At 73.0% G+C, this 22,047-nt stretch carries 19 protein-coding genes, 1 other RNA gene and 2 pseudogenes; 14 read left to right on the top strand and 8 right to left on the bottom strand.

Annotation, left to right across the window (positions count from 1 at the left end; translation table 11 throughout):
• The first annotated feature begins 111 nt into the window (after nt 1-111).
• The 3 genes from D450_RS0120960 (at nt 112) to D450_RS0120950 (ending at nt 2,203) form a co-directional block, all read left to right on the top strand.
• On the top strand, nt 112-405 hold the full coding sequence (locus tag D450_RS0120960) for a hypothetical protein (protein ID WP_241483232.1): 294 nt from the start codon (nt 112-114) through the stop codon (nt 403-405).
• Between the two features lie 279 nt (nt 406-684).
• On the top strand, nt 685-1,782 hold the full coding sequence (locus D450_RS0120955; protein ID WP_017540612.1) for a glycoside hydrolase family 5 protein: 1,098 nt from the start codon (nt 685-687) through the stop codon (nt 1,780-1,782).
• 124 nt (nt 1,783-1,906) lie between these two features.
• Nucleotides 1,907-2,203: a DEAD/DEAH box helicase gene (locus tag D450_RS0120950; protein WP_017540611.1), complete on the top strand. Its 297-nt coding sequence runs from the start codon at nt 1,907-1,909 to the stop codon at nt 2,201-2,203.
• A 16-nt stretch (nt 2,204-2,219) separates the two neighbouring features.
• On the opposite strand, the gene D450_RS0120945 is transcribed toward D450_RS0120950, so the two are convergent.
• On the bottom strand, nt 2,220-2,558 hold the full coding sequence (locus D450_RS0120945; protein ID WP_026124325.1) for a hypothetical protein: 339 nt from the start codon (nt 2,556-2,558) through the stop codon (nt 2,220-2,222).
• A gap of 327 nt (nt 2,559-2,885) precedes the next feature.
• Here D450_RS0120945 and D450_RS0120940 point away from each other — a divergent pair, with 327 nt between their 5' ends.
• The 3 genes and pseudogenes from D450_RS0120940 (at nt 2,886) to D450_RS0120930 (ending at nt 7,020) form a co-directional block, all read left to right on the top strand.
• Complete coding sequence (locus tag D450_RS0120940; protein WP_017540609.1) at nt 2,886-3,695, top strand: hypothetical protein; 810 nt, start codon at nt 2,886-2,888, stop codon at nt 3,693-3,695.
• A 176-nt stretch (nt 3,696-3,871) separates the two neighbouring features.
• Nucleotides 3,872-6,462, top strand: a pseudogene (locus tag D450_RS30800) (ATP-dependent Clp protease ATP-binding subunit).
• A 192-nt stretch (nt 6,463-6,654) separates the two neighbouring features.
• Nucleotides 6,655-7,020 carry a hypothetical protein gene (locus D450_RS0120930; protein WP_017540606.1) on the top strand — a complete coding sequence of 122 codons (366 nt, stop codon included), beginning with the start codon at nt 6,655-6,657 and terminating at the stop codon, nt 7,018-7,020.
• A gap of 86 nt (nt 7,021-7,106) precedes the next feature.
• Here D450_RS0120930 and D450_RS0120925 read toward each other — a convergent pair whose 3' ends face one another.
• The 3 genes from D450_RS0120925 to D450_RS0120915 form a co-directional block, all read right to left on the bottom strand.
• Nucleotides 7,107-7,970, bottom strand: coding sequence for a deoxyribonuclease IV (locus D450_RS0120925; RefSeq protein ID WP_026128677.1), 864 nt, complete (start codon nt 7,968-7,970; stop codon nt 7,107-7,109).
• 14 nt (nt 7,971-7,984) lie between these two features.
• Complete coding sequence (locus D450_RS0120920; protein ID WP_017540604.1) at nt 7,985-8,731, bottom strand: DUF817 domain-containing protein; 747 nt, start codon at nt 8,729-8,731, stop codon at nt 7,985-7,987.
• Nucleotides 8,732-8,823: 92 nt separating this feature from the next.
• Nucleotides 8,824-9,339 (bottom strand): LURP-one-related/scramblase family protein, encoded by a 516-nt coding sequence (locus tag D450_RS0120915; RefSeq protein ID WP_017540603.1) that lies wholly within the window; start codon nt 9,337-9,339, stop codon nt 8,824-8,826.
• Nucleotides 9,340-9,467: 128 nt separating this feature from the next.
• Between D450_RS0120915 and D450_RS0120910 the strand changes: the two genes are divergently transcribed.
• From D450_RS0120910 to D450_RS0120880, 7 genes are all read left to right on the top strand, one after another.
• On the top strand, nt 9,468-10,286 hold the full coding sequence (locus tag D450_RS0120910) for a Nif3-like dinuclear metal center hexameric protein (protein WP_017540602.1): 819 nt from the start codon (nt 9,468-9,470) through the stop codon (nt 10,284-10,286).
• A 16-nt stretch (nt 10,287-10,302) separates the two neighbouring features.
• Nucleotides 10,303-11,043, top strand: coding sequence for a zinc ribbon domain-containing protein (locus D450_RS0120905; protein ID WP_017540601.1), 741 nt, complete (start codon nt 10,303-10,305; stop codon nt 11,041-11,043).
• Nucleotides 11,043-12,218: a bifunctional RNase H/acid phosphatase gene (locus D450_RS0120900; RefSeq protein WP_017540600.1), complete on the top strand. Its 1,176-nt coding sequence runs from the start codon at nt 11,043-11,045 to the stop codon at nt 12,216-12,218. Before D450_RS0120905 ends, D450_RS0120900 begins: the two co-directional genes overlap by 1 nt.
• Before the next feature lie 422 nt (nt 12,219-12,640).
• Nucleotides 12,641-13,111 (top strand): ASCH domain-containing protein, encoded by a 471-nt coding sequence (locus tag D450_RS0120895; RefSeq protein ID WP_239647380.1) that lies wholly within the window; start codon nt 12,641-12,643, stop codon nt 13,109-13,111.
• A gap of 89 nt (nt 13,112-13,200) precedes the next feature.
• On the top strand, nt 13,201-14,376 hold the full coding sequence (locus tag D450_RS0120890; protein WP_017540598.1) for a low temperature requirement protein A: 1,176 nt from the start codon (nt 13,201-13,203) through the stop codon (nt 14,374-14,376).
• A gap of 366 nt (nt 14,377-14,742) precedes the next feature.
• Nucleotides 14,743-17,142, top strand: a complete 2,400-nt coding sequence (locus D450_RS0120885) for a SulP family inorganic anion transporter (RefSeq protein ID WP_193789685.1) — start codon at nt 14,743-14,745, stop codon at nt 17,140-17,142.
• Nucleotides 17,143-17,638: 496 nt separating this feature from the next.
• Entirely contained in the window at nt 17,639-18,217 is a 579-nt protein-coding gene (locus tag D450_RS0120880; protein WP_017540596.1) for a dihydrofolate reductase family protein, read from the top strand.
• 184 nt (nt 18,218-18,401) lie between these two features.
• On the opposite strand, the gene D450_RS35270 is transcribed toward D450_RS0120880, so the two are convergent.
• Nucleotides 18,402-18,536, bottom strand: a complete 135-nt coding sequence (locus D450_RS35270) for a hypothetical protein (protein ID WP_275041907.1) — start codon at nt 18,534-18,536, stop codon at nt 18,402-18,404.
• 229 nt (nt 18,537-18,765) lie between these two features.
• Here D450_RS35270 and D450_RS0120870 point away from each other — a divergent pair, with 229 nt between their 5' ends.
• On the top strand, nt 18,766-19,473 hold the full coding sequence (locus D450_RS0120870) for a hypothetical protein (RefSeq protein WP_017540594.1): 708 nt from the start codon (nt 18,766-18,768) through the stop codon (nt 19,471-19,473).
• A 41-nt stretch (nt 19,474-19,514) separates the two neighbouring features.
• Here D450_RS0120870 and D450_RS0120865 read toward each other — a convergent pair whose 3' ends face one another.
• The 3 genes and pseudogenes from D450_RS0120865 to D450_RS33740 form a co-directional block, all read right to left on the bottom strand.
• On the bottom strand, nt 19,515-20,552 hold the full coding sequence (locus D450_RS0120865) for a pentapeptide repeat-containing protein (protein ID WP_017540593.1): 1,038 nt from the start codon (nt 20,550-20,552) through the stop codon (nt 19,515-19,517).
• Between the two features lie 70 nt (nt 20,553-20,622).
• Nucleotides 20,623-21,009, bottom strand: an RNA gene (gene rnpB / locus D450_RS31925) — RNase P RNA component class A.
• Nucleotides 21,010-21,177: 168 nt separating this feature from the next.
• Nucleotides 21,178-22,047 (bottom strand): annotated as a pseudogene (locus D450_RS33740) (hypothetical protein); the annotation flags it as partial.

Here is a 22,047-nt window from a genome sequence, read left to right as displayed (position 1 = left end):
GCGGATTGAGGAGTGATGGGGGAGGGGGCCGTTGTCGGTAGCGTCGTCACGGCCGTGAGGCGGCCTTGGGACGACGACACGGGATTCCGGTGGGGAGAACAGGGAGAAGCGATGCGACGTTCAGTGCAGGCGACCACCGGGGCCGTCGTCGGGGCGGGGATCATCATCGGGCTGGTCGCGGCCGTCGCCCTCGTCGGATACTGGCGCAGCAGCGGCTGCTACCCCTGCTCGACGGACTTCGGGATCGTCGGGGCCGGCCCACGGGAGACGATCATCCGGTACGGGGAACACGGTGCCGAGCCGGGGACCGTGGAGGTGACCGTCGACGCCGTCCGGGTCGGCCTTCTCGCCCTGATCGCGGCCGTGCTCGGCGGCCTGCTCCCGCTGGAGTGGGCGCGGCGGTGAAGCGGACGGGCGCGCCGGTCCGGACGGTAAAAGCGGAGGCGGGAAGAGCCCGTGCCCTGCGGACATGTGAGCGCTAACGAAACTCTGCGCAAAGGAGTATTGCCATGGTGTGACCATTGGGTTATGTTCCGACGCGCGATCCGGTGGCGCATCGTGCAGGAAGCGACGACGGTGTCGCGCCGCCACCGGCGTGCCCGCGGGGCCTTCCGGACCGTTCGGGGGCGGTGGGGGGCCACAGGCCCGGCGGGAGACCCGTCCCCGCGACCCCTGGAGCGACCGTTGAGATCCTCCTGCCATCCCCGCATTCCCCGTCGTCCCCGACCCCGCACCGCCCGCGCGGTCCTCGCGCTCGCGGCAGCGGCCTCCCTCGCCGCCGTCGCCGCGTGCGCGCCCGCCGCCCATGGCGCCCCGGCGTCCGGAACCGCACCGGCCGCCGGTGACGGCCCCGCCCCGGTCCAGAGCGCCGGCCCGGCCGACGACTACGGCGCGCTCAGCGTCTGCGGCACCACGCTGTGCGGCGAGGACGGCGAACCCGTCCAGCTCAAAGGCATGAGCAGCCACGGCCTGCAATGGTTCGACCAGTGCCTGACCGGCGGCTCCCTCGACGCCCTCGCGCAGGACTGGGGCGCCGACGTCGTCCGGCTGTCCATGTACGTCCAGGAGGGCGGCTACGAGACCGACCCCGAAGGGTTCACCGAGAAGGTCAGCTCGCTCATCGACGAGGTCACCGCCCGCGGCATGTACGCGATCGTCGACTGGCACATCCTCAACCCGGGCGACCCCAACGCCAACACCGAAGGCGCGAAGGAGTTCTTCTCCGAGATCGCCGCCCGGCACGGCGGGAACGGCAACGTGCTGTACGAGATCGCCAACGAGCCCAACGGCGTGTCCTGGGCGTCCATCAAGGGCTACGCCGAGGAGGTCGTCCCGGTGATCCGGGAGCGCGACCCCGACTCGGTCGTGCTGGTCGGCACCCGCGCCTGGTCGTCGCTGGGGGTGTCGGAGGGCTCCGACGAGCAGGAGATCCTGCAGGACCCCGTCGACGCCGAGCAGATCATGTACACCTTCCACTTCTACGCGGGCTCGCACCACGAGCCGTACCTGTCCGCGCTGGACCGGGCCTCCCGGGAGCTGCCGATCTTCGTCAGCGAGTTCGGCACCCAGGACTACACCGGCGACGGTCCGAACGACTTCGCGAGCGCCCAGCGCTACATCGACCTGATGGAGGAGCGCGGCATCAGCTGGACCAACTGGAACTTCTCCGACGACCACCGCTCGGGCGCGGCGTTCGAACCGGGCACCTGCGACGCGGGCGGCCCCTGGGGCGGCGACACGCTCAAGCCGGCCGGGGCGTGGGTGAAGGACCGCATCGCCTGACCACCCGGTATCCGCTCTCCGCGTGGCCCGGTCCGGGGTACATCTCCGGGCCGGTCGCGTCCTGGCCGTGAACGGACGGCACCGCCGGAGGGGAGCCGTGGCCCCGGCGCCCTATCCTGGGGCGATGGCTCCACCTCCGCCCCCGTCCGCGATCGGCCGGGCGCACTGGCCCGGCGAGCTGCGACCGTACCAGCGCGGGGTGCTGAAACAGGTGGACGAGCTGTGGGCCGAAGGGCGGCGGCGGACTTGGATCGTGCTGCCGCCGGGAGCGGGCAAGACCCTCGTCGGCCTGGAGGCGGTACGCAGGTTGGGGCGCCGCACGGTCGTCTTCGCCCCCAACACCGCCATCCAGGAGCAGTGGGCCGCGCACTGGAACCCTTACGGCGCCGCCCCCGCCGCCCAACGCATGGCCTGGACCTGACCGCGCGCACCGGCCTTCAGCCGCCGTTGCCCTCCAGGAGGTCGGGGGCGTAGTACTCGTCGACCGGGACCGGCCCCCGGTAGCCCTGGCACTTGCATTGGGCGTAGGTGCCGGCGTGCTGGCCCGTCCAGCGGCCCGGGATGATGACCTGGGCCTGGCAGAGCTTGTTCTGCTGGTCGTGGAAGACCAGATGGTGGCCGCAGCCGCAGACGGGCTGGGGGGTCCGGCTCTGCGGGGGCGGGTGCTGTTCGGGGAGCGAGCGTCGGCGGTCGGTCTCGCGGCGGGGCAGCATCCGGCCGACGAAGACCCCAGCGAGGCCGATCGCGGCTCCGACCACGAGTGTCACCGGGTCCACGTTGCGCACCACCTTTCCGTCCCGGCGGGGCGGGCCCGTACCGTCCCGTGCCGTGCCTCTCATTGTCGCCCAAGCGTGGTGTGCCGTGGCGCGGAGCGAGGCGGTTTCCGTGGTTCTGCCACCGGGGCCCTGGCCGGAAACGGCCGCCCGTCGTCCGCCGGGGCGTGGGGAAGGGGAGCGAGGCGGAATGTCGGTTTCCTCCCGATCTACGTCGTCAAGGCGCCCGTTCTCGGCATGGCGTACCGCCGCCGCCGGTTCCGCGTGTTATCAACGTCACCAACGGTGAGTAGTCGTTTGAACGCGAAAAGTGAGCAGGGGGCGTTTCCCGTGCAGCATCCGCGAATCGCGGCGGTCGGCACCGTCCTGGCGGCCGCGCTGGTCCCGGCGGCGCCGGGGGCGGCGGAGGACACCCCTCCGCTTCCGGGGCGGGCCGCTCTGGCCGAGGACCGGGCCGAGGCGCCGGGCGCGGGCGACTTCGAGCTCCGGATCACCCCCGTCGAGCAGGGGCCCGCCGTGGGCGACCGCATCGAGTACACCGTCCGCGTGGAGAACACCGGGGCCCACGACTACCCCGAGGCCGCCATCGTCCAGCTGCTCCCGCCCGACCTGGAGGACCCCGAAGCCTCGAGCGAGGGGGAGGCCGGGCCCATGGAGGCGTCCTGGAGGCGCCCTCTGCCCGCCGAGGAGGAGACCTTCGTCGGCGTCACCGGCCGCGTCGGCGAGCCCGCGGAGGGCTTCGAGCGGCTGACCACCATCGCGTGCATCCGCCCCCGGCCCACCGCCGGCCTGGTGGACTGCGCCTCGCACACGATGCCCGTCGAGCGGCCCCTACCGCTCGGATGGATCGCCGGTGGTGCGGCGGCGGCCGCGGCCGCCGCGGGCGCGTGGGTGTGGTGGCGCAGGCGTCCCGAGCCGCAGGAGCAGGCGCAGGACCGGCCGATGGAGCTGGAGATCGAGCAGATCGAGCAGTTCGGGCCGGTGGCCGGCGGGGCCGGCACGCAGTCGGCGGAGGCGCCGGTGGCGTCCGAGGCTGCCGAGGACGGGGAGCCGGTCGGGGCGGACACGGCGCAGCCCGACGGTGCGGAGGAGGCCGGGAGCGCCGAGCGGGGGCGGCCGGTCACGGCCGACCGGGAATGACCCGAACGCGCCGCTCGGCGGCTCCTCACAGCGGCCCTTTCGCCCGTGATGGGGGAACCTTTGGTCAGCGATTGTTGCCCGTGACCAGGGCGTTCGCAACAGTTGGCAGCGGCGCCGCCCTCCCTCGTCCAAGGCGTCACCGGGCTGAGTGAATCCGACAGACAGGGGAGAATGCCGTGAGCGAATCGCCCTTCGGCTCCATGTTCGACGACGCGTTCCGCCGATTCGACTACCTGAGCGGGCGGATGCTGGGCGGCCCCGGGTCCGACGTGTGGCCGCCGCGCGCGGGCGGGGTGCAGCGCGTCGACATCGGGCGGCTGCTCAGCGAGCCGGCCCGCGAGCTGGTCGGCGAGGCCCTGGAGCGGGCGGGCCGCCGCGGCGCCCCCGACNGGCCGCCGCCGAGACCGACCCGGCCAAGCAGATCCTGGCCGCCGCCGGTGCCGACACCTCGGCCCTTGGGCTGCGCATCGCCGACCTGACGGGCGACGGGACGCCCGGGGAGACCCCCGAGACGCTGTCGCCGGCCGCCAAGCGCACACTCCAGGACGCGCTGCGCATCTCGCGCGCGCTGGAGTCCAGCTACATCGGCGTCGAGCACCTGCTGCTGGCTCTGGCCGCCAACCCGCAGTCGTCGGCCGCCCGGCTCCTCCAGGAACAGGGCGTGGACGCCAACGTCCTGCAGAGCGCGCTCCAGGACGCGATGACCGGCGCGCGCACGGGGCGCGCGGGTTCGGGCTCGGGATCGGGCGGCGGCGGGCAGGCACGGGGGTCCTCTTCGACGCCCACGCTCGACGAGTACGGCCGCGACCTGACCGACGAGGCCTCCGAAGGCTCCCTGGACCCGGTGGTCGGCCGTGAGGAGGAGATCGAGCAGGCGATCGAGGTCCTGTCGCGGAGGACCAAGAACAACCCGTGCCTGATCGGTGAGCCGGGCGTCGGTAAGACCGCGATCGTGGAGGGAATCGCCCAGCGGATCGTCAACGGAAGCGTCCCCGAGACCCTCAAGGGCCGCCGGGTGGTGGCCCTGGACCTGACGGGCATGGTCGCCGGCTCCAAGTACCGGGGCGAGTTCGAGGAGCGCATCAAGAAGGTCATCGACGAGATCCGTGCGCACTCTGAGGAGATCATCGTCTTCATCGACGAGGTGCACACCCTCATCGGCGCCGGGTCCTCCGAGGGCGGAATGGACGCGGCGAACATCCTGAAGCCGGCGCTGGCCCGCGGCGAGCTGCATGTGGTCTCGGCGACGACCATCGATGAGTACCGCAAGAACATCGAGAAGGACGCCGCCCTGGAGCGGCGCTTCCAGCCGGTGTTCGTGGCCGAGCCGAGCGTGGACGACACCGTGTCGATCCTGTCGGGCCTGCGGGACACCTACGAGGCCCACCACCAGGTGCGCCTGGGCGACGACGCCTTGGACGCGGCGGCGCGGCTGTCGGACCGCTACATCTCCGACCGGTTCCTCCCGGACAAGGCGATCGATGCGATGGACCAGGCGGCGGCCCGGGTGCGGCTGCGGTCGCTGACCCCGGCCGAGGACACCAAGGAGATGGAGGAGCGCCTGGAGGCGCTGCACCGCGACAAGGACCAGGCGGTGGCGGCCGAGGACTTCGACCGCGCCAAGGAGCTGCGCGAGGAGATCGAGCGGCTGCGCCCGGAGCTGGAGGCGGCGCGCCAGAACCGGGACGATGTCCCGCTGGTGACGGCGACCGACGTGGCCGAAGTGGTCTCGCGCCGGACCGGGATCCCGGTCGCGCAGCTGACCGAGGAGGAGCGCCACCGGCTGGTGCGGCTGGAAGAGCACATGCACGAGCGGGTGGTCGGCCAGGACGAGGCCGTCTCGGCGGTGGCGGAGGCGGTACGGCGCGCGCGGGCCGGGCTGTCCGACCCGGACCGGCCCGAGGGCAGCTTCCTGTTCCTGGGCCCTACGGGCGTGGGCAAGACCGAGTTGGCGCGCGCGCTGGCGGAGGTGCTGTTCGGCGGTGAGGACCACATGGTCCGCATCGACATGAGCGAGTACGGCGAGAAGCACACGGTCAGCCGTCTGATCGGGGCCCCTCCCGGCTATGTGGGCTATGAGGAGGCGGGGCAGCTGACCGAGCCGGTGCGCCGACGCCCGCATTCGGTGGTGCTCTTGGACGAGGTGGAGAAGGCGCATTCGGACGTCGTCAACATCCTGCTGCAGCTGTTGGACGACGGGCGGCTGACCGACGGGCAGGGGCACACGGTCGACTTCGGCAACACGGTGGTCATCATGACCAGCAACGTGGGCGCGGAGATGATCCTGGACTGGTCGGGCGACGAGGAGGAGCTTCGGGACAAGGTCATGGACCTGCTCCTGCAGTCGATGCGCCCGGAGCTGGTGAACCGGATCGATGAGACGATCGTCTTCCACCGGCTGGCGCGGGAGCAGCTGCGCAGCATCGTAGACCTGCTTTTGGAGAAGACGCGGGAGCGGCTGCGCGGGCAGGGCATCGCCCTGGAGGTGAGCGACGCGGCCAAGGACCGGCTGGGGGAGATGGGCTACAAGCCCGAGTTCGGTGCCCGCCCGCTGCGCCGTACGGTCCAGCGCGAGCTGGGAAACCGCCTGTCGCGGATGCTGCTGGACGGCGAGGCCGCCGAGGGCGACACGGTGGTGGTGGACGCCGGGGACACGGGTCTGGCGGTCACGGTGCGCCGGGGCGGCTCTGCCGAGGCGCGGGTGGGCGAGCCGCGTGACGACGCCGACACCTCGGAGTCTGAGGAGGCGGCCCTGGGCCACGCGTGAGCGTAGGCGGCCCGCCCACCGGGCACGCCGGGGAGAGCGCGTCGCCCCGGCCCCGTTTCCGACCGGGGATTCGGGGCCGGGGCGGCGCTTTTGCGTCCCGAACGGTCCCACCGGAACGGCTTGTCGGTATACGGCCACTTCTGGTCGCTCGCGAACCTGGGGAGGCCTCCGGCGGGGCGTTAGCGTTCCGGGATGCGCGACTCCGAGGGACGGGGACGTGAATTCCTGAGGCCGCGGAGCATCGTGGCCTGCAAGGGCATCTCGGTTCACGGTTTCTGTTCGGCCCGTTCCCCCGGCTGGTCGCGGATCGCGGCGGTTGATCTCCTGGGGCTGCGACCGACGGCCTTCCTGGTGGTGCGCACGGCGCCGTCCCTCCGGATGCCCGCCCTGTCACCGTTGCGCCGCCTGTTCGCCCGCGCGATGGGCGTCGTTGACCCGGCGTCGCTCCTGGTGGTCCGGACGAAGGACTCCCCCTTCCGGCACGAGGCGATCGAGGAGAGTGTGCGCCGCTTTGGGCCTGCGGGTGTTCCGGTCGGCGGTCCGTGGCGGGCGCGTTGAAAGGGTCCGGCCCGGCCGCGCCTTCGACGGGTTCGTCGCGTTCGTCGAAGGCGCGACCGGGCCGGGAGTGTCCGTGGCCTGAGCGGCTACCCCTCCGTCACCTCGGCGCGGAGCCGCTTGAGGGTCTGGACGTCCTTGGCGTGCGGTTCGGCCGGGCCCGGGGTCTCCAGGGTGAGCGGAACCCCCGCGCTGACCGGGTGGACGAAAAGCTCGGCGAACGCCTCGGCCCCGATCCGGCCCGCGCCAATGTTCTCGTGGCGGTCCTTGTTGCTGCCGCACGCGGCCTTGGAGTCGTTGGCATGGATCAGGCGCAGCCGCTCGGCGCCGACCACCTCGCCGAACCGGTCGAGCATCGCGCGCATGCCCGCGCGCGTGGAGATGTCGTGCCCGGCGGCGAAGGCGTGCGCGGTGTCCAGGCACACCTGCGCGCGCGGGTGGTCGTCCAGCGCCTTGAGGTAGTCGACCAGGTCGTCGACGGTGGCGCAGAGCACCTGCCCCTGTCCGGCCATGGGCTCCAGCAGGACCGGGGGCACGCTCTCGCCGAGGCGCTCCAGCAGCGGCAGCAGCCGTGCGCGCACGCGGGCCAGGCCCTCGTCGCGTCCGCCGCGCACGGCCGAGCCGGTGTGCACGACCACGCCGCCGGCGCCGATCTCGGCGCCGCGCCGCAGGGCGTGCTCCAGGGCCGACAGCGACTTGTCGCCGACGGCGTCGTCGGGCGTGCCCAGGTTGATCAGGTAGGGCGCGTGGATGAAGTTCGGCAGGTCCGTGCGTTCGCGCAGCGCGGCGTCCTCGGCGGGGTCGCCGTCGGTGACCGCCCAGCCCCGGGGGTTGCCGACGAAGACCTGCACGGTCTCGGCCTCGATCTGGGCCGCGTAGGCCAGCCCCTTGGTGGCCAGGCCTCCGGACACGGGTACGTGCGCCCCGATGGGCGAGTGCTTTGTGTTCGTCATGGCTGGTCACCAGCCTACGGTGTGCCGGGGGCGGGCGGCGAACGGACCTTCCACGCGGCGACCAGGGCGAAGGCGACGGTCACCAGCAGCGCCCAGGCGCCGAACTTGGCGGGGTGCACCATGGCCCAGGCGTCGGCCTGGTGGGGGTACTGCCAGGCGCCCATGAGGGTGGAGGCGTTCTCGGCGACCCACAGGAAGAACCCGATGAGCACGAAGGACAGGGCCAGGGGCATGCGGTGGCGGGTGGCGCCGACGGTGTAGTGCACCCATACGCCCCAGGTGGCGGCGATCATGGCGGCGGCCAGGGGCAGGCGGACGTCGGGCAGCCAGTGGTGGGTGAGGAAGTTGACGTAGACCAGGGCGGCGACCGCGGAGGTGGCGAGCGGGCGGTAGCCGGTCAGGCGCAGGTCGAACAGCCGCCAGGCGCGCACGACGTAGCTGCCCACGGCGGCGTACATGAACCCGCTGTACAGCGGGACCCCGCCGATCTTGGTCAGGGCGGGCTCGGGGTAGGACCAGGAGCCCATGCGCACCTTGAACAGCTCGAAGACCAGGCCGACGACGTGGAAGCCGAGGATGGCCAGGACCTCGCGGCCGGTCTCCAGCCGCAGCGCCCAGAAGGCGGCGGTCAGGGCGATGCCGTAGACGAGCAGGGCGTCGTAGCGGGGAACGGCCTCGGGCAGCAGCGTGGACAGGGCGAGCCCGGTCAGCAGCAGTCCGGCGAAGGCGCAGGAGGAGGCCTGCACCAGGCCGAAGCGCACCAGCCATGCGGCGCCGCGGGAGGCCGCGCGGCCTGCCCCGCGGGCCGCGGACCGGACCGGGGCGCCGGCGGCGGTGCGGGCGGGTGGGGGCCTCAGTCCTCCTCCTCTTTCCCCTCCCGGTCCTCGCCGATGGCGTCGACGGCCACGGCGACGGCGATCACCAGCGCCGGGTCGCCTCCGGCGTCGATGCGGTAGGTGTCGACGTCCACGGCGTAGGTATCGCGCAGCGAGAACCACTTGCGGGAGATGGCGGCCACCGGACCGTTGTCGTCGCCGATGGTGTACTCCTTGTCCAGGAGGTCGCCCCTCACCTCCCACTCGGCGCCGTTCTCGAACTCGACGGTCAGCCGGTCCCGGAAGGGGGTGAACAGGTGGCTGCGGACGGTGGCGATGGTCTCGCCGTCGCGTTCGATCCGCATGGTGTCGCGGATGGCGAGCTTCTTCTCCCGGATGGTCAGCAGGAGCCCGCCCTCGGGGTCCTTGAGCTCGAAGGTGGTGCGCAGGCGCAGCGCCTTGCCGTCGACCCAGAAGGCGCGTTCGCCGTTCTCGTCGGTCACCCAGAAGTCGTCGCCGATGTCGAAGATGCGTTCGCGGACGAGGAATTTCATGCCCTGAGCCTACTGAGCCCCTCGCAGGGGGAGAGGGCTCCCGGTCACCGGCCGTGCGCCGATCCGGCGCCGCCCGACCGGTGCGCGGAGGCGCTAATGTGCGGTCCGTGAGTACTCCGAGCACCCCTGTGACGCTGCACGATGTGACCTGTGCCCTGGACGGGCTGTACCCGCCCTCGTGGGCCGCCTCCTGGGACGCGGTGGGCCTGGTGGCCGGCGACCCGGCGCGGCCGGTGGAGCGGGTGCTGTTCGCGGTGGACCCGGTGGCCGAGGTCGTGGACGAGGCGGTCGCGTGGGGCGCGCAGCTGGTGGTCACCCACCACCCGCTGATGCTGCGCGGGGTGACGAGCGTGGCCGCGACCACCCCCAAGGGGCGGCTGGTGCACCGGCTGATCGAGTCGGGGATCGGGCTGTTCACCGCGCACACCAACGCCGACACGGCGCGGCCGGGGGTCTCGGACGCGCTGGCGGCCGCGGTCGGGCTGACCGGGGAGCTGCGCCCGCTGGACCCCGACCCCACGGACCCGGAGGGGCGGCGCGGCATCGGCCGGATCGGCCGCCTGGAGGCGCCCGTGTCGCTGCGCGCGTTCGCCGAGCGGGCGGCCGCGCGGCTGCCGCGCACCGCGGGCGGGGTGCGGGTGGCCGGCGACCCGGACCGGACCGTGCACGAGGTCGCCGTCTCCGGCGGGTCGGGCGACTCGCTGCTGGACGCGGCCCGCGCCGCCGGGGTGGACGCCTACCTCACCTCGGACCTGCGCCACCACCCGGCCTCGGAGTTCGCCCAGCACGAAGGCCCGGCCCTGGTCGACGTCGCGCACTGGGCCGGGGAGTGGCCCTGGCTGGCCGACGGCGCCGAGCGCTTGCGGGGCGTACTGGGCGCCCGGGGGGCTACCGTGGAGACCCGCGTATCCGCCACCGTCACCGACGCCTGGTCGCAGGCGTACTGAGGAGTCCTGAGCACACGTGAAAGCCGAACCCGAACACCAGATGCGCCTGCTGGACCTGCAGGAGATCGACAGCGCGCTGGCGCAGCTGGCGCACCGGGCCCGCACCCTGCCCGAGACCGAGGAGGTGAAGGCGCTCGACGGGCGCATCGCCGAGCTCGGGGACCGGGTGCTGGCAGCCGAGACGGCGCTGTCGGACCTGGACCGGGAGCAGCGCAAGGCCGAGTCGGACGTGGACCAGGTGCGCACGCGCGGCGAGCGCGACCAGAAGCGCCTGGACGCCGGGCAGGTCTCCTCCCCCAAGGAGCTGGAGTCGCTGCAGTCGGAGATCGCCTCGCTGCAGCGCCGCCAGGGGGAGCTGGAGGAGATCGTGCTGGGCGTGATGGAGCGCCGCGAGGCGGCCGAGGCCGAGCTGTCGCGCCTGCGCAAGGACCTGGAGGACGCGCGGGGCGAGCGCGAGGCCGCCGAGGACCGCCGGGCGGCGGCGATGATCGACATCGAGGGCGAGAAGGCCTCCCAGGGCGACCGGCGCGCGCGGGTGGCCGCGGAGGTGCCCGAGGACCTGCTGGGGCTCTACACCAAGCTCCGCGACCAGTACGGGGTGGGGGCGGCGGCGCTGCGCTACGGCCGGTGCGAGGGCTGCAAGCTGGCGCTGAGCACGGCCGAGCTGGGCCGGCTGCGCCAGGCCCCGGCCGATGAGGTGCTGCGGTGCGATGAGTGCCGGCGGATCCTGGTGCGCACCACCGAGTCGGGGCTGTGATGGGCCGCGCGCTCATCGTCGAGGCCGACGGCGGGTCGCGCGGCAACCCGGGCCCGGCCGGGTACGGGGCGCTGGTGCGCGACGCCGCGTCGGGACGGGTCCTGGCCCGGGCGGCACAGGCGCTGGGCACGGCCACCAACAACGTGGCCGAGTACCGGGGGCTGATCGCGGGCCTGGAGGAGGCGGCGCGGATCGACGCGGGTGCGTCGGTGGTGGCGCGGATGGACTCCAAGCTCGTGGTGGAGCAGATGTCGGGGCGCTGGAAGGTCAAGCACCCGGCGATGCGCCCGCTGGCCGAGCAGGCGCGCCAGGCGGCCGCGGAGCTGGGCTCGGTGGTCTACGAGTGGGTGCCGCGCGCGGAGAACGCCGACGCGGACGCCCTGGCCAACGAGGCGATGGACGCGGCGGCCGAGGGCCGTGCGGTGGACCTGGGCGAGGGGGCGGACGCGGAGCCCTCCCCGGAGCCGCCGGCCGAGCCCGCCGGGCGGGANCGGGCGGCCGCCGGGGCCGCTCCGTCGGCGGCGTCCTCGGCCGGCTGGTCGGCGGCGCCGGACACCGCGCCGACGCGGCTGGTGCTGCTGCGGCACGGCGAGACCCCGATGTCGGTGGAGCGGCGCTTCGCCGGGACGAGCGACATCGAACTGACCGGGGCCGGCCGGGAGCAGGCGCGCCTGGCCGCCCGGCGCCTGGCCGGGGCCGGCATCGAGGCGGTGGTGTCCTCCCCGCTGCGGCGCACCGTGGACACCGCGCGCATCGTCGCCCGGGAGCTGGGCCTGGAGCCCGAGACCGAGGAGGGCCTGCGCGAGACCGACTTCGGTGCGTGGGAGGGCCTGACCTTCGCCGAGGTGCGCGAGCGGCGCCCGGAGGAGCTCGACCGCTGGCTGGCCGACCCCGAGCAGGCGCCGCCGGGCGGGGAGAGCCTGGCCGCGGCGGTCCGCCGCGCGGGGGAGGCCCGGGACAAGGTGGTGGCGCGCCACCGGGGGCGGACGGTCCTGGTGGTCACGCACGTGACCCCGATCAAGGCGCTGGTGGCCCAGGCCCTGGGGGCGCCGGTGGAGGCGCTGTACCGGATGCACTTGGACGTGTCGAGCCTGACGGACGTGGACGTCTTCAGCGACGGCCCGATGCTGCTGCGGTCGTTCAACGACACCCACCATCTGGCGGAGACGGTGTAGAGGGCGACTGCATTCCTGCCGACCGCGCGTCAGGCGCGGTCGGCATCGCATTCTCCGGTACCCGGTCGAGTAGAGATGTTCTCTTCTGGCCCCTGGACACGGCACTGCCCACCCCCGTTGAGGCGCCATTCAGCGAGGTTTTCGGAAACCGCGAGGGCCGTCCTGCGGGGATCGATAGTGGTGGAATCACCACTCCAGGCCGCCGATAGTGGTGATTCCACCACTATCGATGCGTGCCGGCGAGCCCACGGCCGCGCGATCGTCCCCCGCGCGACTTCCGAAAGGACCAGTGAGAGCCCTGGGGGAGTGAAGGGATGCCCCGCACGGAGGTCGGCTCCCCGGTGTTCGTGGGGAGCGGCGGTTCCACCACTCCGGGTCCCCGCTCCCGGTTCCTGTCGGGGCGGGGCCGATACGGTGTCGGCGTGACGGACGATCCTGACCGGTATGAAGCGCCCGACGAATATGCCGCACTGCCCATCGCCGAGTTCGCGTTCCCCGGTGAGCTGAGGGACCGGCTGGTCGCGGCGGTGCTGGCCGGGCACAAGACCACGACGAGCTGCCTGTACGTCGAGTTCGAGCAGGCCGGGGAGGAGCCGCCGGAGGCCGGCGACCGGGAGGTGGTGGTCGACTCCGACGGCCGGCCCGTCGCGGTGGTCGAGACGACCGGGGTCCGGGTGCTGCCGCTCGCCGGGGTGGATCGGCAGCACGCGCTGGACGAGGGCGAAGGGTACGAGGACGCCGAGGGGTGGCGCCGGGGGCACGAGGAGTTCTGGCACGGAGCGGAATACCGGGAGGCGATCGGGAAGCCCGGGTTCACCGTGGACGACGGAACGCTCGTGGTCGCCCAGCGCTTCCGCCTCGTCGAGGACCTGCGCGGCAGGCGCGGCCGTTAGGACGCGCGCCGGGGCCCGGTCCCGCCCGAGGTCGCTCGACACGCCTCCTGGACAGTGCTTTCTCTTCCCACGCGTTCCACCATGAGTCCATGGCCACTGACACCACCCCGCCGCCGTGGCGCGGCATCGGGCGCCGCGCGGACCGCCGTTCCGAGGTCGGACCCGTCGAGCTCTACTTCGACCTGGTCTACGTCTTCGCCATCATCCAGATCTCGCACCTGCTCATCGAGCACCTCACCTGGAGGGGCTTCGCCGAGACCGCCATCGTCTTCGCCGCCATCTGGTGGGGGTGGAACTACACCGCCTGGGCGATGAACTGGCTGAACCCCAACAACACCCGGGTCCAGCTGCTCAACGCCGTGCTCATGCTCGCCTCCCTGGGGATGGCCGTGGCCATCCCCTACGCCTTCTCCGACTCGGGCCTGCTGTTCGCCGGCTGCTTCGTGTTCATGGGGATCGTGCGCCCGCTCTTCATGATCTTCGGGTTCAAGGGCGAACAGCTGGCCGCGAACTACCGGGCCCTGGTGACCTGGTCCGCGCTGGCCGGGGTCGTGTGGATCGTGGGCGCGCTGCTGCCTCCCGAGGAGCGGCTGTGGGTGTGGCTGCTGGCGGTGGCCATCGACTACGCGGCGCCGCTGGTGAACTTCACGATCCCCGGCCTGGTGAGCGCCCCCATGGAGCGCTGGCAGACCGACCCCGAGCACCTCGCCGAGCGCAACCGGCTGGTGTTCATCATCGCCCTGGGCGAGTCGATCCTGCTGATGGGCGGCGCCCTGTCCGACGAGGGGGTCGCCGGCGCGAGCGTCCTGTTCAGCCTGGTGCTGGGGTTCATCGGGCTGACGGTGCTGTGGTGGAACTACTTCGCCCTGGCCGGGCACGACGTCACCGGCGGCCAGGGCGGTACGGGGGCGCTGCGCTTCGCCTTCGCCTACGCGCACGCGCTGATGGTCTTCGGGGCGATCCTCGTCGCCGTCTCCATCGAGCTGCGGATCACCCACCACGAGCTGAGTCCGGCGATCGTGCTGGTGGCGGTCGGAGGCCCACTGGTCTACCTGGCGGGCAACCTGATGTTCCTGCGGTCGCGCTTCAGCAGGGTCGCCCGGTCCCGGCTGGTCGCCGCCGCCGTGCTCCTCGTCATCGGCGCCGTCGGGCTGGCCTGGTACGACCGGCTGCCGGTGACGGCGCTGACGGTTCCCGTGCTGCTGGTCATGGGCACCCTGGCGTTCCTGACCGCGCGTTCGCGCACCGCCCGGGCCGGGGGCTGACCGCGGCGCCCGCCCGCCTCCCCGCCGACGGGGCAGGACGCGGGCGGGGCGGCCCGGTTCCATAAGCGATGCCTGTCCCGGCGGTCGGACGGGGGCACCCCCCGGCCCGACGAAACGGTGGCAAGGGCGGATGATTCCGGACGAATCATCCGCCTGATGTCCCCTGGGCGTGAAAAATGGTTATCAAGATCACGCTGGCGACCGCACTTTCCCACCGCTGCTTGATTACATTTAGTGATTGACAGCGTCCGGTGAGTGGCCGCCCGGCGTGCCGTGCCCGCACGCGCGCCGTGCACCCCGCGTCCTCGTCCACCGGTGGGCCGCTGTCCCCAGAGCGCCATTTCGTCACACCCGATCGGGGGACACATGCGTCACGACGCCCCGGGAGCACACGCCGGCCATCCAGGACACCAGGGCCTCGCCGCCCGCCTCCGCTCGCTTCCCTTACTCTCCAACCCCGTCGGCGACGTCAGCGCCTCGCTGGTGGTCTTCCTCGTCGCCGTCCCGCTCTCCCTGGGCATCGCCGCCGCCTCCGGCGCGCCGCTGATGGCCGGGATCATCGCCGCCGCCGTCGGGGGCATCGTCGCCGGCCTCCTCGGCGGCTCCCGGATCCAGGTCACCGGCCCCTCGGCCGCCCAGACCGTGATCATCGCCGACCTGGTGATGCGCTACGGCTGGGAGGTGATGTGCCTGATCACCCTGCTGGCCGGGGTGCTGCAGGCCCTGCTGGGCGCCGTGCGCATCGCGCGCGCCGCCCTGGCCGTCTCGCCCGCCGTCATCCACGGCATGCTGGCCGGGGTGGGCGTCACCATCGCCCTGGCCCAGGTGCACGTCGTCCTCGGCGGGGACCCGCCCAGCTCCGCGGTGGACGCCATCCGGGAACTGCCCGGCCGCCTGGCCGACGCGCACCCGCCGGCGGTGGCCGTGGGCGTCCTCACCATCGCCCTGCTCCTGCTCTGGCCGCGGCTGCCGGGACTGCGCCGGCTGCGCGCCGTCCCCGCCGCGCTGGTGGCGGTCACCGCCGCCACCGCGGCGGCGGTCGCGGCCGGGCTCGACGTCGAACGGGTCTCGCTGCTGGCGTCCATGGGCGGCGGGTGGACCGGCCCGGTCCTGCCCGACCGCCCCGACGTGCACGGGGTCGCCATCGGGGTGGTCACCGTGTGCCTGGTGGCCAGCGTGGAGTCGCTGCTGTCCGGGCTGGCCACCGACCGGCTGCACGACGGCCCCCGCATCCGGCTCGACCGCGAGCTGGTGGGCCAGGGCGCCGCGAACGCGGCCAGCGGGGCCCTGGGCGGGCTCCCGGTCTCCGGGGCGATCGTGCGCAGCACCGCCAACGCGCGCGCCGGCGCCCGCACCCCGGCGGCCGCCGCCCTGCACGGGGTCTGGGTGGTCGTCTTCGTGCTGCTGTTCGCCCCGCTGGTGGAGCTCATCCCGATGGCGGCCCTGGCCGGCCTGCTGGTGATGATCGGGGCGCAGATGGTCGACCCCCGGCACCTGTCGGACCTGCGCCGCCACCACGAGGCCAGCGTCTACCTGGTCACCCTGGCCGCGGTGGTGCTGCTGGGGCTGCTGGAAGGGGTGATCATCGGCTTCGCCCTGGCGCTGGCGGTCTCGCTGCGCCGGCTGACCCGGCTGACCGTGCTCACCGAGGAGCGCGACGGCCGCTGGCACGTGGTGGTGCAGGGGTCGCTGACCTTCCTGGGCGTGCCTCGGGTGGCCCGGATGCTGCGCACCCTGCCCACCGGCTGCCACGTCGACCTGGACCTGCACGTGGACTTCATGGACCACGCCGCCTTCGAGTCCATCCACGCCTGGCGGGTGGACCACGAGCGCACCGGCGGCAGCGTCGACATCGACGAGGTGCACGAGAACTGGTACGAGCGCAGCACCAGGCACGCCCCGCCGGTCGGCAAGACCGCCCCGGGCGGGCTGGCCCGCTGGTGGGCGCCGTGGCGGATGCGCGGCGGCTACGACAGCTCGGCCCCGGCCACCGGGCTGCTGGTGGCCGGCGCCCAGGAGTACCACTCCAGCACCGCCGGGCGGATGCGCGCGATGATGGGCCGCCTGGCGCACCGCCAGCACCCCACGGCGCTCTTCATCACCTGCGCCGACTCCCGGGTGGTGCCCAACCTGATCACCGCCAGCGGGCCGGGCGACCTGTTCACCGTGCGCAACCTGGGCAACCTGGTGCCCGCGCACGACCAGCGGGGCGACGCCTCGGTGGGGGCGGCCGTGGAGTACGCCGTGGAGGTGCTGGAGGTCCCCTCGGTCGTGGTGTGCGGGCATTCGCACTGCGGGGCGATGAAGGCGCTGATGGACGGCGTGCACACCGCCCCGGCGGCGGTGCGCACCGAGCGGCTGCGGCAGTGGCTGGGCAACGGGCGTGCAGCGCTGGAGCGCACGCCCCCGCAGGCGCTGGAGTCGGCCCCCGGGGCGGAGGCGCTGCGGGCCCTGGCCCAGGCCAACGTGGAGCAGCAGCTGGAGAACCTGCTCACCTACCCCGCGGTGCGGCGGCGGCACGAGCAGGGGCTGCTGGAGCTGACCGGGCTCTTCTACGATCTGGACGCCGCCGAGGTGCGGGTGCTGGATCCGGCCCAGGGCGAGTTCGTCCCGGTCGCGGACGGGACCGGGGGAAGGATCCCCGGCCCGCGCGGACCCATCGGCACGGTGGGCGGACCTGATGACCCGACCGGAGGCCGAGGCCCTTCCGCAGGGCAGGGGCCGGAGGAGCCACAGGAGCCGCACCCGGAGCGGGAGCACGCTTAGGGGCGGCGCCCCGGCGGCCCAGCGTGTCGGTGGCGGCCGATGGAACTGAAACGCCGGAGACCAGGCGGGCCTGAAACAGGGGCCGCATGAACACGAGGGCTTTCCGGTCCCGGTGCGGACCACGAGTCCGGTACCGGTCACCGGGAGGCCCTCGTGCCGTGTCCCGGGCCCGCCGCTCACCGCGAGCGGGTGTCTGGGGCGCACCCGTCGTGAGGTCCAGGGCGGTCGGGCCCGTGAAGGACGCTCCACTCTCGAGGCGCCCGACGTCCCTCCGTGAATCGAGAGTGGTGGAATCACTACTCTCGATCGCCCCCTGATTCCTCCGGACGGCGGCCCGCGTCCCGCCCGGCGTCGCGTCGGCGGCGGTCGAACAGCCGCTCAGGGACACGGCGATGAGTTTTTCTACTCCGGCCGGTCTGAGTGTCGAGACCATCGACCGATGCGGCCTTAAAGGGGCGTTGGAACGCTCCTCCGGCCCGACGGAAGGAAGAATCCCATGGCGACCCTGATGGTGGACTTCATCATCTCCCTCGACGGCTACGGCGCCGCGGAGGGCTGGCCCGGTTTCTGGGGCATGGAGGGGCCGGAGTACCTCGCCCAGATCGGGAAGGAATCCGAGCACGAGCACGTCGCCCTCATGGGGGCGACGACCTACCGGCTGATGTCCGGGTTCGCCGCCGAGATGCCGGACGACCCCGGCCTCGCCCCGTTGACCGCGCTGCCCAAGGTCGTGTTCTCCTCGACCCTTGAGGCACCGCTGTCGTGGAACAACTCCGAGCTGGTCTCCGGCGACGCGGTCGAGGCGGTGAAGGAGATGAAGCGGAGCGACCCGCGGCCGCTGCGCACCATCGGCAGTGTCAGCCTGTGCCGCTCGCTCCTGCGCGCCGGCGTGGTGGACCGCTTCCGCGTGGTCGTCTTCCCGGTCATCACCGGCGCCACCGGTAGGGACCGCATCTTCGACTCCTACCCCGACATCACCCTCGAGCTGGTGGAGAGCCGCACGTTCGACGGTCGGCTCCAGCTGCTCGAATACGTGCCCACGGTGCTCGACGCGCCGCCGGGCGCGGGCGCTTGACGGGTGAGGGCGGACGACGGGAGCAGCCGGGTGCCTTCGGGGACGGGACAGGGGCCGCTGCCCCTCGCGTTCCCTAAGGGGCCGGCGCCGTGGCCCTGCCCCGCCCTCGGCTCCGGCGCCGCCCGCGGCCGCCCACCGACGGGCGCGGGCGCCGTCGGGCCGGGCGGCCTTCGCGTTCCCCGCCCTATTCCGCCTCGGCCTCGGGCCGGTCGTCCCGGCCGTCCTCCTGCACTTCGGAGGCCTGATAGCGGGCGAACCCGACGATCACGATGATCGCCAGAACGGGCAGTCCGAAGAGCACCACCCAGACCACGGTCATGTCCATGTGCGCTGTACCCGATCTCCCGGAGAGGTCACGATTCGGCGGGGCCGGTCCGCCGACGCCGAACGGCCCACCGCACCAATCTAACGGGACACGGCCCTCCCAGCCCGTCGCGATCACGGATGTGGCGCTGAAGTGAGGCCCGGACGGGCCGGAGAGCCCCTGCGGGGGGTGCCCGGAGCGGGTGTGCCAGAGTGGCCCCGATCTCTCAGGAGAGGAGCGTCCCGTGCCCATCCCCCAGCCGCGGCACCCCCGAACGGCGCGGACCGCCGTCCCCGCCGCACTGATCGCCGCCGTTGCCCTGGGCGGCTGCTCGGCCGCCGGTCAGGCCGGGCAGGCCGCCGCGCCGTCCCCGTCCCCGTCGTCCCCTCCGCCCCTCACGCCGAACGCGGAGGAGATGGAGGACCTGGACATCTACTGCAGGGCCGACCCCTCCGATAACGGCTTCGCCGTCACCGACGAGGGCCAAGCCGTCGCCGGGTACCCGGCGGCCCCCGAGTACGAGGGGGAAGGGCTCCACCACGCCGCCGTGTTCACCGACGTCCCCACGAACAACGCCGAACGTTCGAAGTACCGGCTCAAGGAGGGGCCGAGCTTCGACTTCTGGCTGCCTTCCACCCCTGAGGAGGTGGAGCTCGTGGTGTGCCTGCGTCCGGCCTCTCAGGGGGAGGAGAAGCTCGACGACTGCGAGTTCGAGGGCGGAGGGGAGATCAGCGATTATCCGCTGTACGAGCAGACCTACGAGTACACGGTCTACTCGCTGCACAGCGGCGAGGAGGCCGCCTCGGGCGACATCGCGGCGGGGCTGGAAAAGTGCCCGTTCGCCATCATGGGCAACTCGCCGATCGACGACATCAGCGAGGTCTACACGGGCCCCGACCATGTCGGCTTCACCGACGAGATCCAGGAGATCGTCGAGGGCGAAGCCCCCTGACCCGTGCGGCCGGGACGGGCGGGCAGGTCACGACTTGCCGTTCAATCATCCGTGACCGTTGGGGCCACCTGTTCCTCAGTGAGGCCTTCGACCGCTTCCAGGTCGGCCCGCCTCAGATCGGCGAGTTCGAGTCCGGCGCCCGTCAGGGTCGCGAGTCTCAGATTCGCGGCGTACAGGTTCGCGCCTTCGAGGCAGGCGTTCTTCAAATACGCCCCCTCGAGATGGGCGCTGCCCAGGTCTGCATCCTTGAGGCAGGCGTCCCACAGCCTGGCGTACGTCAAACGGGCGTTGAGCAGGTCTGCGCCCTTCATCTGGGCGTTCGCCAGATCAGCACCTTCGAGTCGGGCATGCCGCAGTCGTGCGGCTTCCAGAGAAGCCTTCCGCAGTCTCGCGGCTTGGAGGCGGGCGCCCGACAGATTCGCCCCGTCGAGGAGAACGGATTTCAGGTTCGCATGACGAAAGTCGGCGCTCGTCAGCTCCGCCCCACGCAGATCCGTGGCGTGAAGGTCGAGCGGGGCCGTCTCTTCCCTTTTCGGGCGTCTCGCCAGGACCGTCAACGCTGCTTGTACGTCGGTCGCGGGTCGTACCGGCGCTGTCTCCTTCATCGGCGGGTCCGAGACGCTCGATTCCCGGACGAAGGCCGACAGCACCTCCACCACGGTTCGGTGGTCCTCTGAGGATTCGCGCATGACATGCTCAAGAGAGTAGATACCACCGATGCGCACTGCGATCTGCTCGGAGCCGAGCTGTTCGACCGCGTCCTTGAACCGCTGGGTCTGCTGCCCCCTTCGGTTCAGGAGGTATGACCGGGCGGTGAACACCAGCGCTGTCAGGGCCGCCGCACCGCCTGCCGCCTGGAGCAGGGTGCGGCGGGTGGCATCGATGACGTCGGCACGGTCCTTGCCGGACAGCCCGGTGAGGCTGTCGTCGGCCGCCCACTCGGTGATCGGGAAGAGAACTCCCCACAGGATGGCGAGCACAGACGCGATGGCGGCTGCTAACACGAGCCATGGGCGCAGCAGCGGACGTGGCGAGTCTCGGGTCCAGTCGAAACGCGGCCGCCTGATCACCTTGCGCATGGGCGTTTCCTAGCAGAGGACGCCTGCATGAGGGCGTGGCCTGACCTCTGTCGGCCAAGGGGGCGGAGGAGGGGAGAGTCGGCCGATAAGCCGGATTCTGTCGGCCCCCGGTCGCCCGGGGGCGGACGGCCATCCATCTGGGGCCGCCGTTGCCGACGGCCTCGGTGCGGTCTACCCGCGGACCTCGGGCGGGCAGCCCTCGAACGTCCGCGCGGGGGCCTGCGCCCCCTTCTCGACCTTGCTCCGGGTGGGGTTTACCTAGCCGACCGGATCACTCCGGCCGCTGGTGGTCTCTTACACCACCGTTTCACCCTTACCACCGCGAGCGGTGGCGGTCTGTTCTCTGTGGCACTGTCCCGCGGGTCGCCCCGGGTCGGTGTTACCGACCACCCTGCCCTGTGGAGTCCGGACTTTCCTCGACGCCGGCAATGGGCGCCGCGACCGTCTGGCCGACTCTCCCGTGACCGAATTCTACGCGCTCGCGGGCGGTCCCGGGACCGCTGCGGTTCTGCGCCGCGAGGGGGCCACCGGGCGGTCGGCAGGCGCCCCCCGGTGGAACCCCTCCGATGGCAGAGGGCGGGCGCCCCTGTGGGGGCACCCGCCCTGTCGATGTGTCAGTGGGCTGTCAGCGGAGCGCGTCGCCGTAGCCGCCGTAGTCGCCCGGCCGCCACTGGCGCCCCTCGGGGTCGGGAGCCTCGCCCTGGCCCGGGTAGGGGCCGCCGTAGGCCGGGTAGCCGCCCGTGGCCTCGGCCGGGTACCCGTAGTCGCCCAGTGCGTCGCCGTAGCCCGCGGCCCCGCCGTAGGGGGCCTGCCCGCCGGTCGGTGCCGCGGGGGCGCCCGGTCCGCCGTAGGGCGCAGGGCCGCCGGTGCCGCCGGTGGCGCCGCCTTGGCCCGCGGCGCCGTAGGGGGAGCCGAACGACGAGGCGTCGTAGCCGCCTGTGCCGTAGGAGGCCGCCTGCCCGTAGGAGGGGCCCGTGTAGCCCGGCTCGAAGCCGGTCTGCGGAGCCATCGACGGCTGGCCGCCGGTGGCCTGCTCGGGCGGGGCTCCGTAGGCCTGGCGCGGGGCCGGTGCGCCGTATCCGGCGCCGTCGGCGCCGCCCATCGGCGCGGGCGGGGCGGGTTGCGCGGGCGGGGCGGGCGCCGCGGGTGCGCCCGGACCGTAGCCGGAGCCGAAGTCGGTGCCGTAGCCGGACTGCGGGGACGCCGGAGCCTCGGGGCGCTGCGGCGCTCCGGCGTCCATGCCCGACCACAGCGGCGCGGCGGGCTCGGCCGCCAGGCCCCGGCGGCCGGGACCCTGGTCGGCGAGCGGGTCGCCGTAGGCGGCGGGGCGGGAGTGGCTGCCGGTGTCGTAGGGCGACGACGGGGAGTCGTACCCGCCGCCGGGGGCCGCGGCGCGGCTGTAGGCCCCGGTGTCGTAGGGCGAGCCGGGCGCGGGGCGCGCGGGCGGCCCGGCGTCGTAGGAGGGGCCCGTGGAGGGCGTCGGCCCGGCGGATCC

This window comes from Nocardiopsis halophila DSM 44494, assembly GCF_000341245.1.
In the GTDB taxonomy this organism is placed as follows: Bacteria; Actinomycetota; Actinomycetes; order Streptosporangiales; family Streptosporangiaceae; genus Nocardiopsis_A; species Nocardiopsis_A halophila.
Note: the sequence above shows the minus strand (reverse complement) of the source record. Positions and strands in the feature narration are given on the sequence as shown.

Excerpts from the sequence above, each read along its gene's own strand:
- D450_RS0120960 (WP_241483232.1), top strand. The coding sequence starts at position 112 with ATGCGACGTTCAGTGCAGGCGACCACCGGGGCCGTCGTCGGGGCGGGG.
- D450_RS0120950 (WP_017540611.1), top strand. The coding sequence starts at position 1,907 with ATGGCTCCACCTCCGCCCCCGTCCGCGATCGGCCGGGCGCACTGGCCC.
- D450_RS0120930 (WP_017540606.1), top strand. The coding sequence starts at position 6,655 with ATGCGCGACTCCGAGGGACGGGGACGTGAATTCCTGAGGCCGCGGAGC.
- D450_RS0120925 (WP_026128677.1), bottom strand. The coding sequence starts at position 7,970 with ATGACGAACACAAAGCACTCGCCCATCGGGGCGCACGTACCCGTGTCC.
- D450_RS0120915 (WP_017540603.1), bottom strand. The coding sequence starts at position 9,339 with ATGAAATTCCTCGTCCGCGAACGCATCTTCGACATCGGCGACGACTTC.
- D450_RS0120890 (WP_017540598.1), top strand. The coding sequence starts at position 13,201 with ATGGCCACTGACACCACCCCGCCGCCGTGGCGCGGCATCGGGCGCCGC.
- D450_RS0120885 (WP_193789685.1), top strand. The coding sequence starts at position 14,743 with ATGCGTCACGACGCCCCGGGAGCACACGCCGGCCATCCAGGACACCAG.
- D450_RS0120880 (WP_017540596.1), top strand. The coding sequence starts at position 17,639 with ATGGCGACCCTGATGGTGGACTTCATCATCTCCCTCGACGGCTACGGC.
- D450_RS35270 (WP_275041907.1), bottom strand. The coding sequence starts at position 18,536 with ATGACCGTGGTCTGGGTGGTGCTCTTCGGACTGCCCGTTCTGGCGATC.
- D450_RS0120865 (WP_017540593.1), bottom strand. The coding sequence starts at position 20,552 with ATGCGCAAGGTGATCAGGCGGCCGCGTTTCGACTGGACCCGAGACTCG.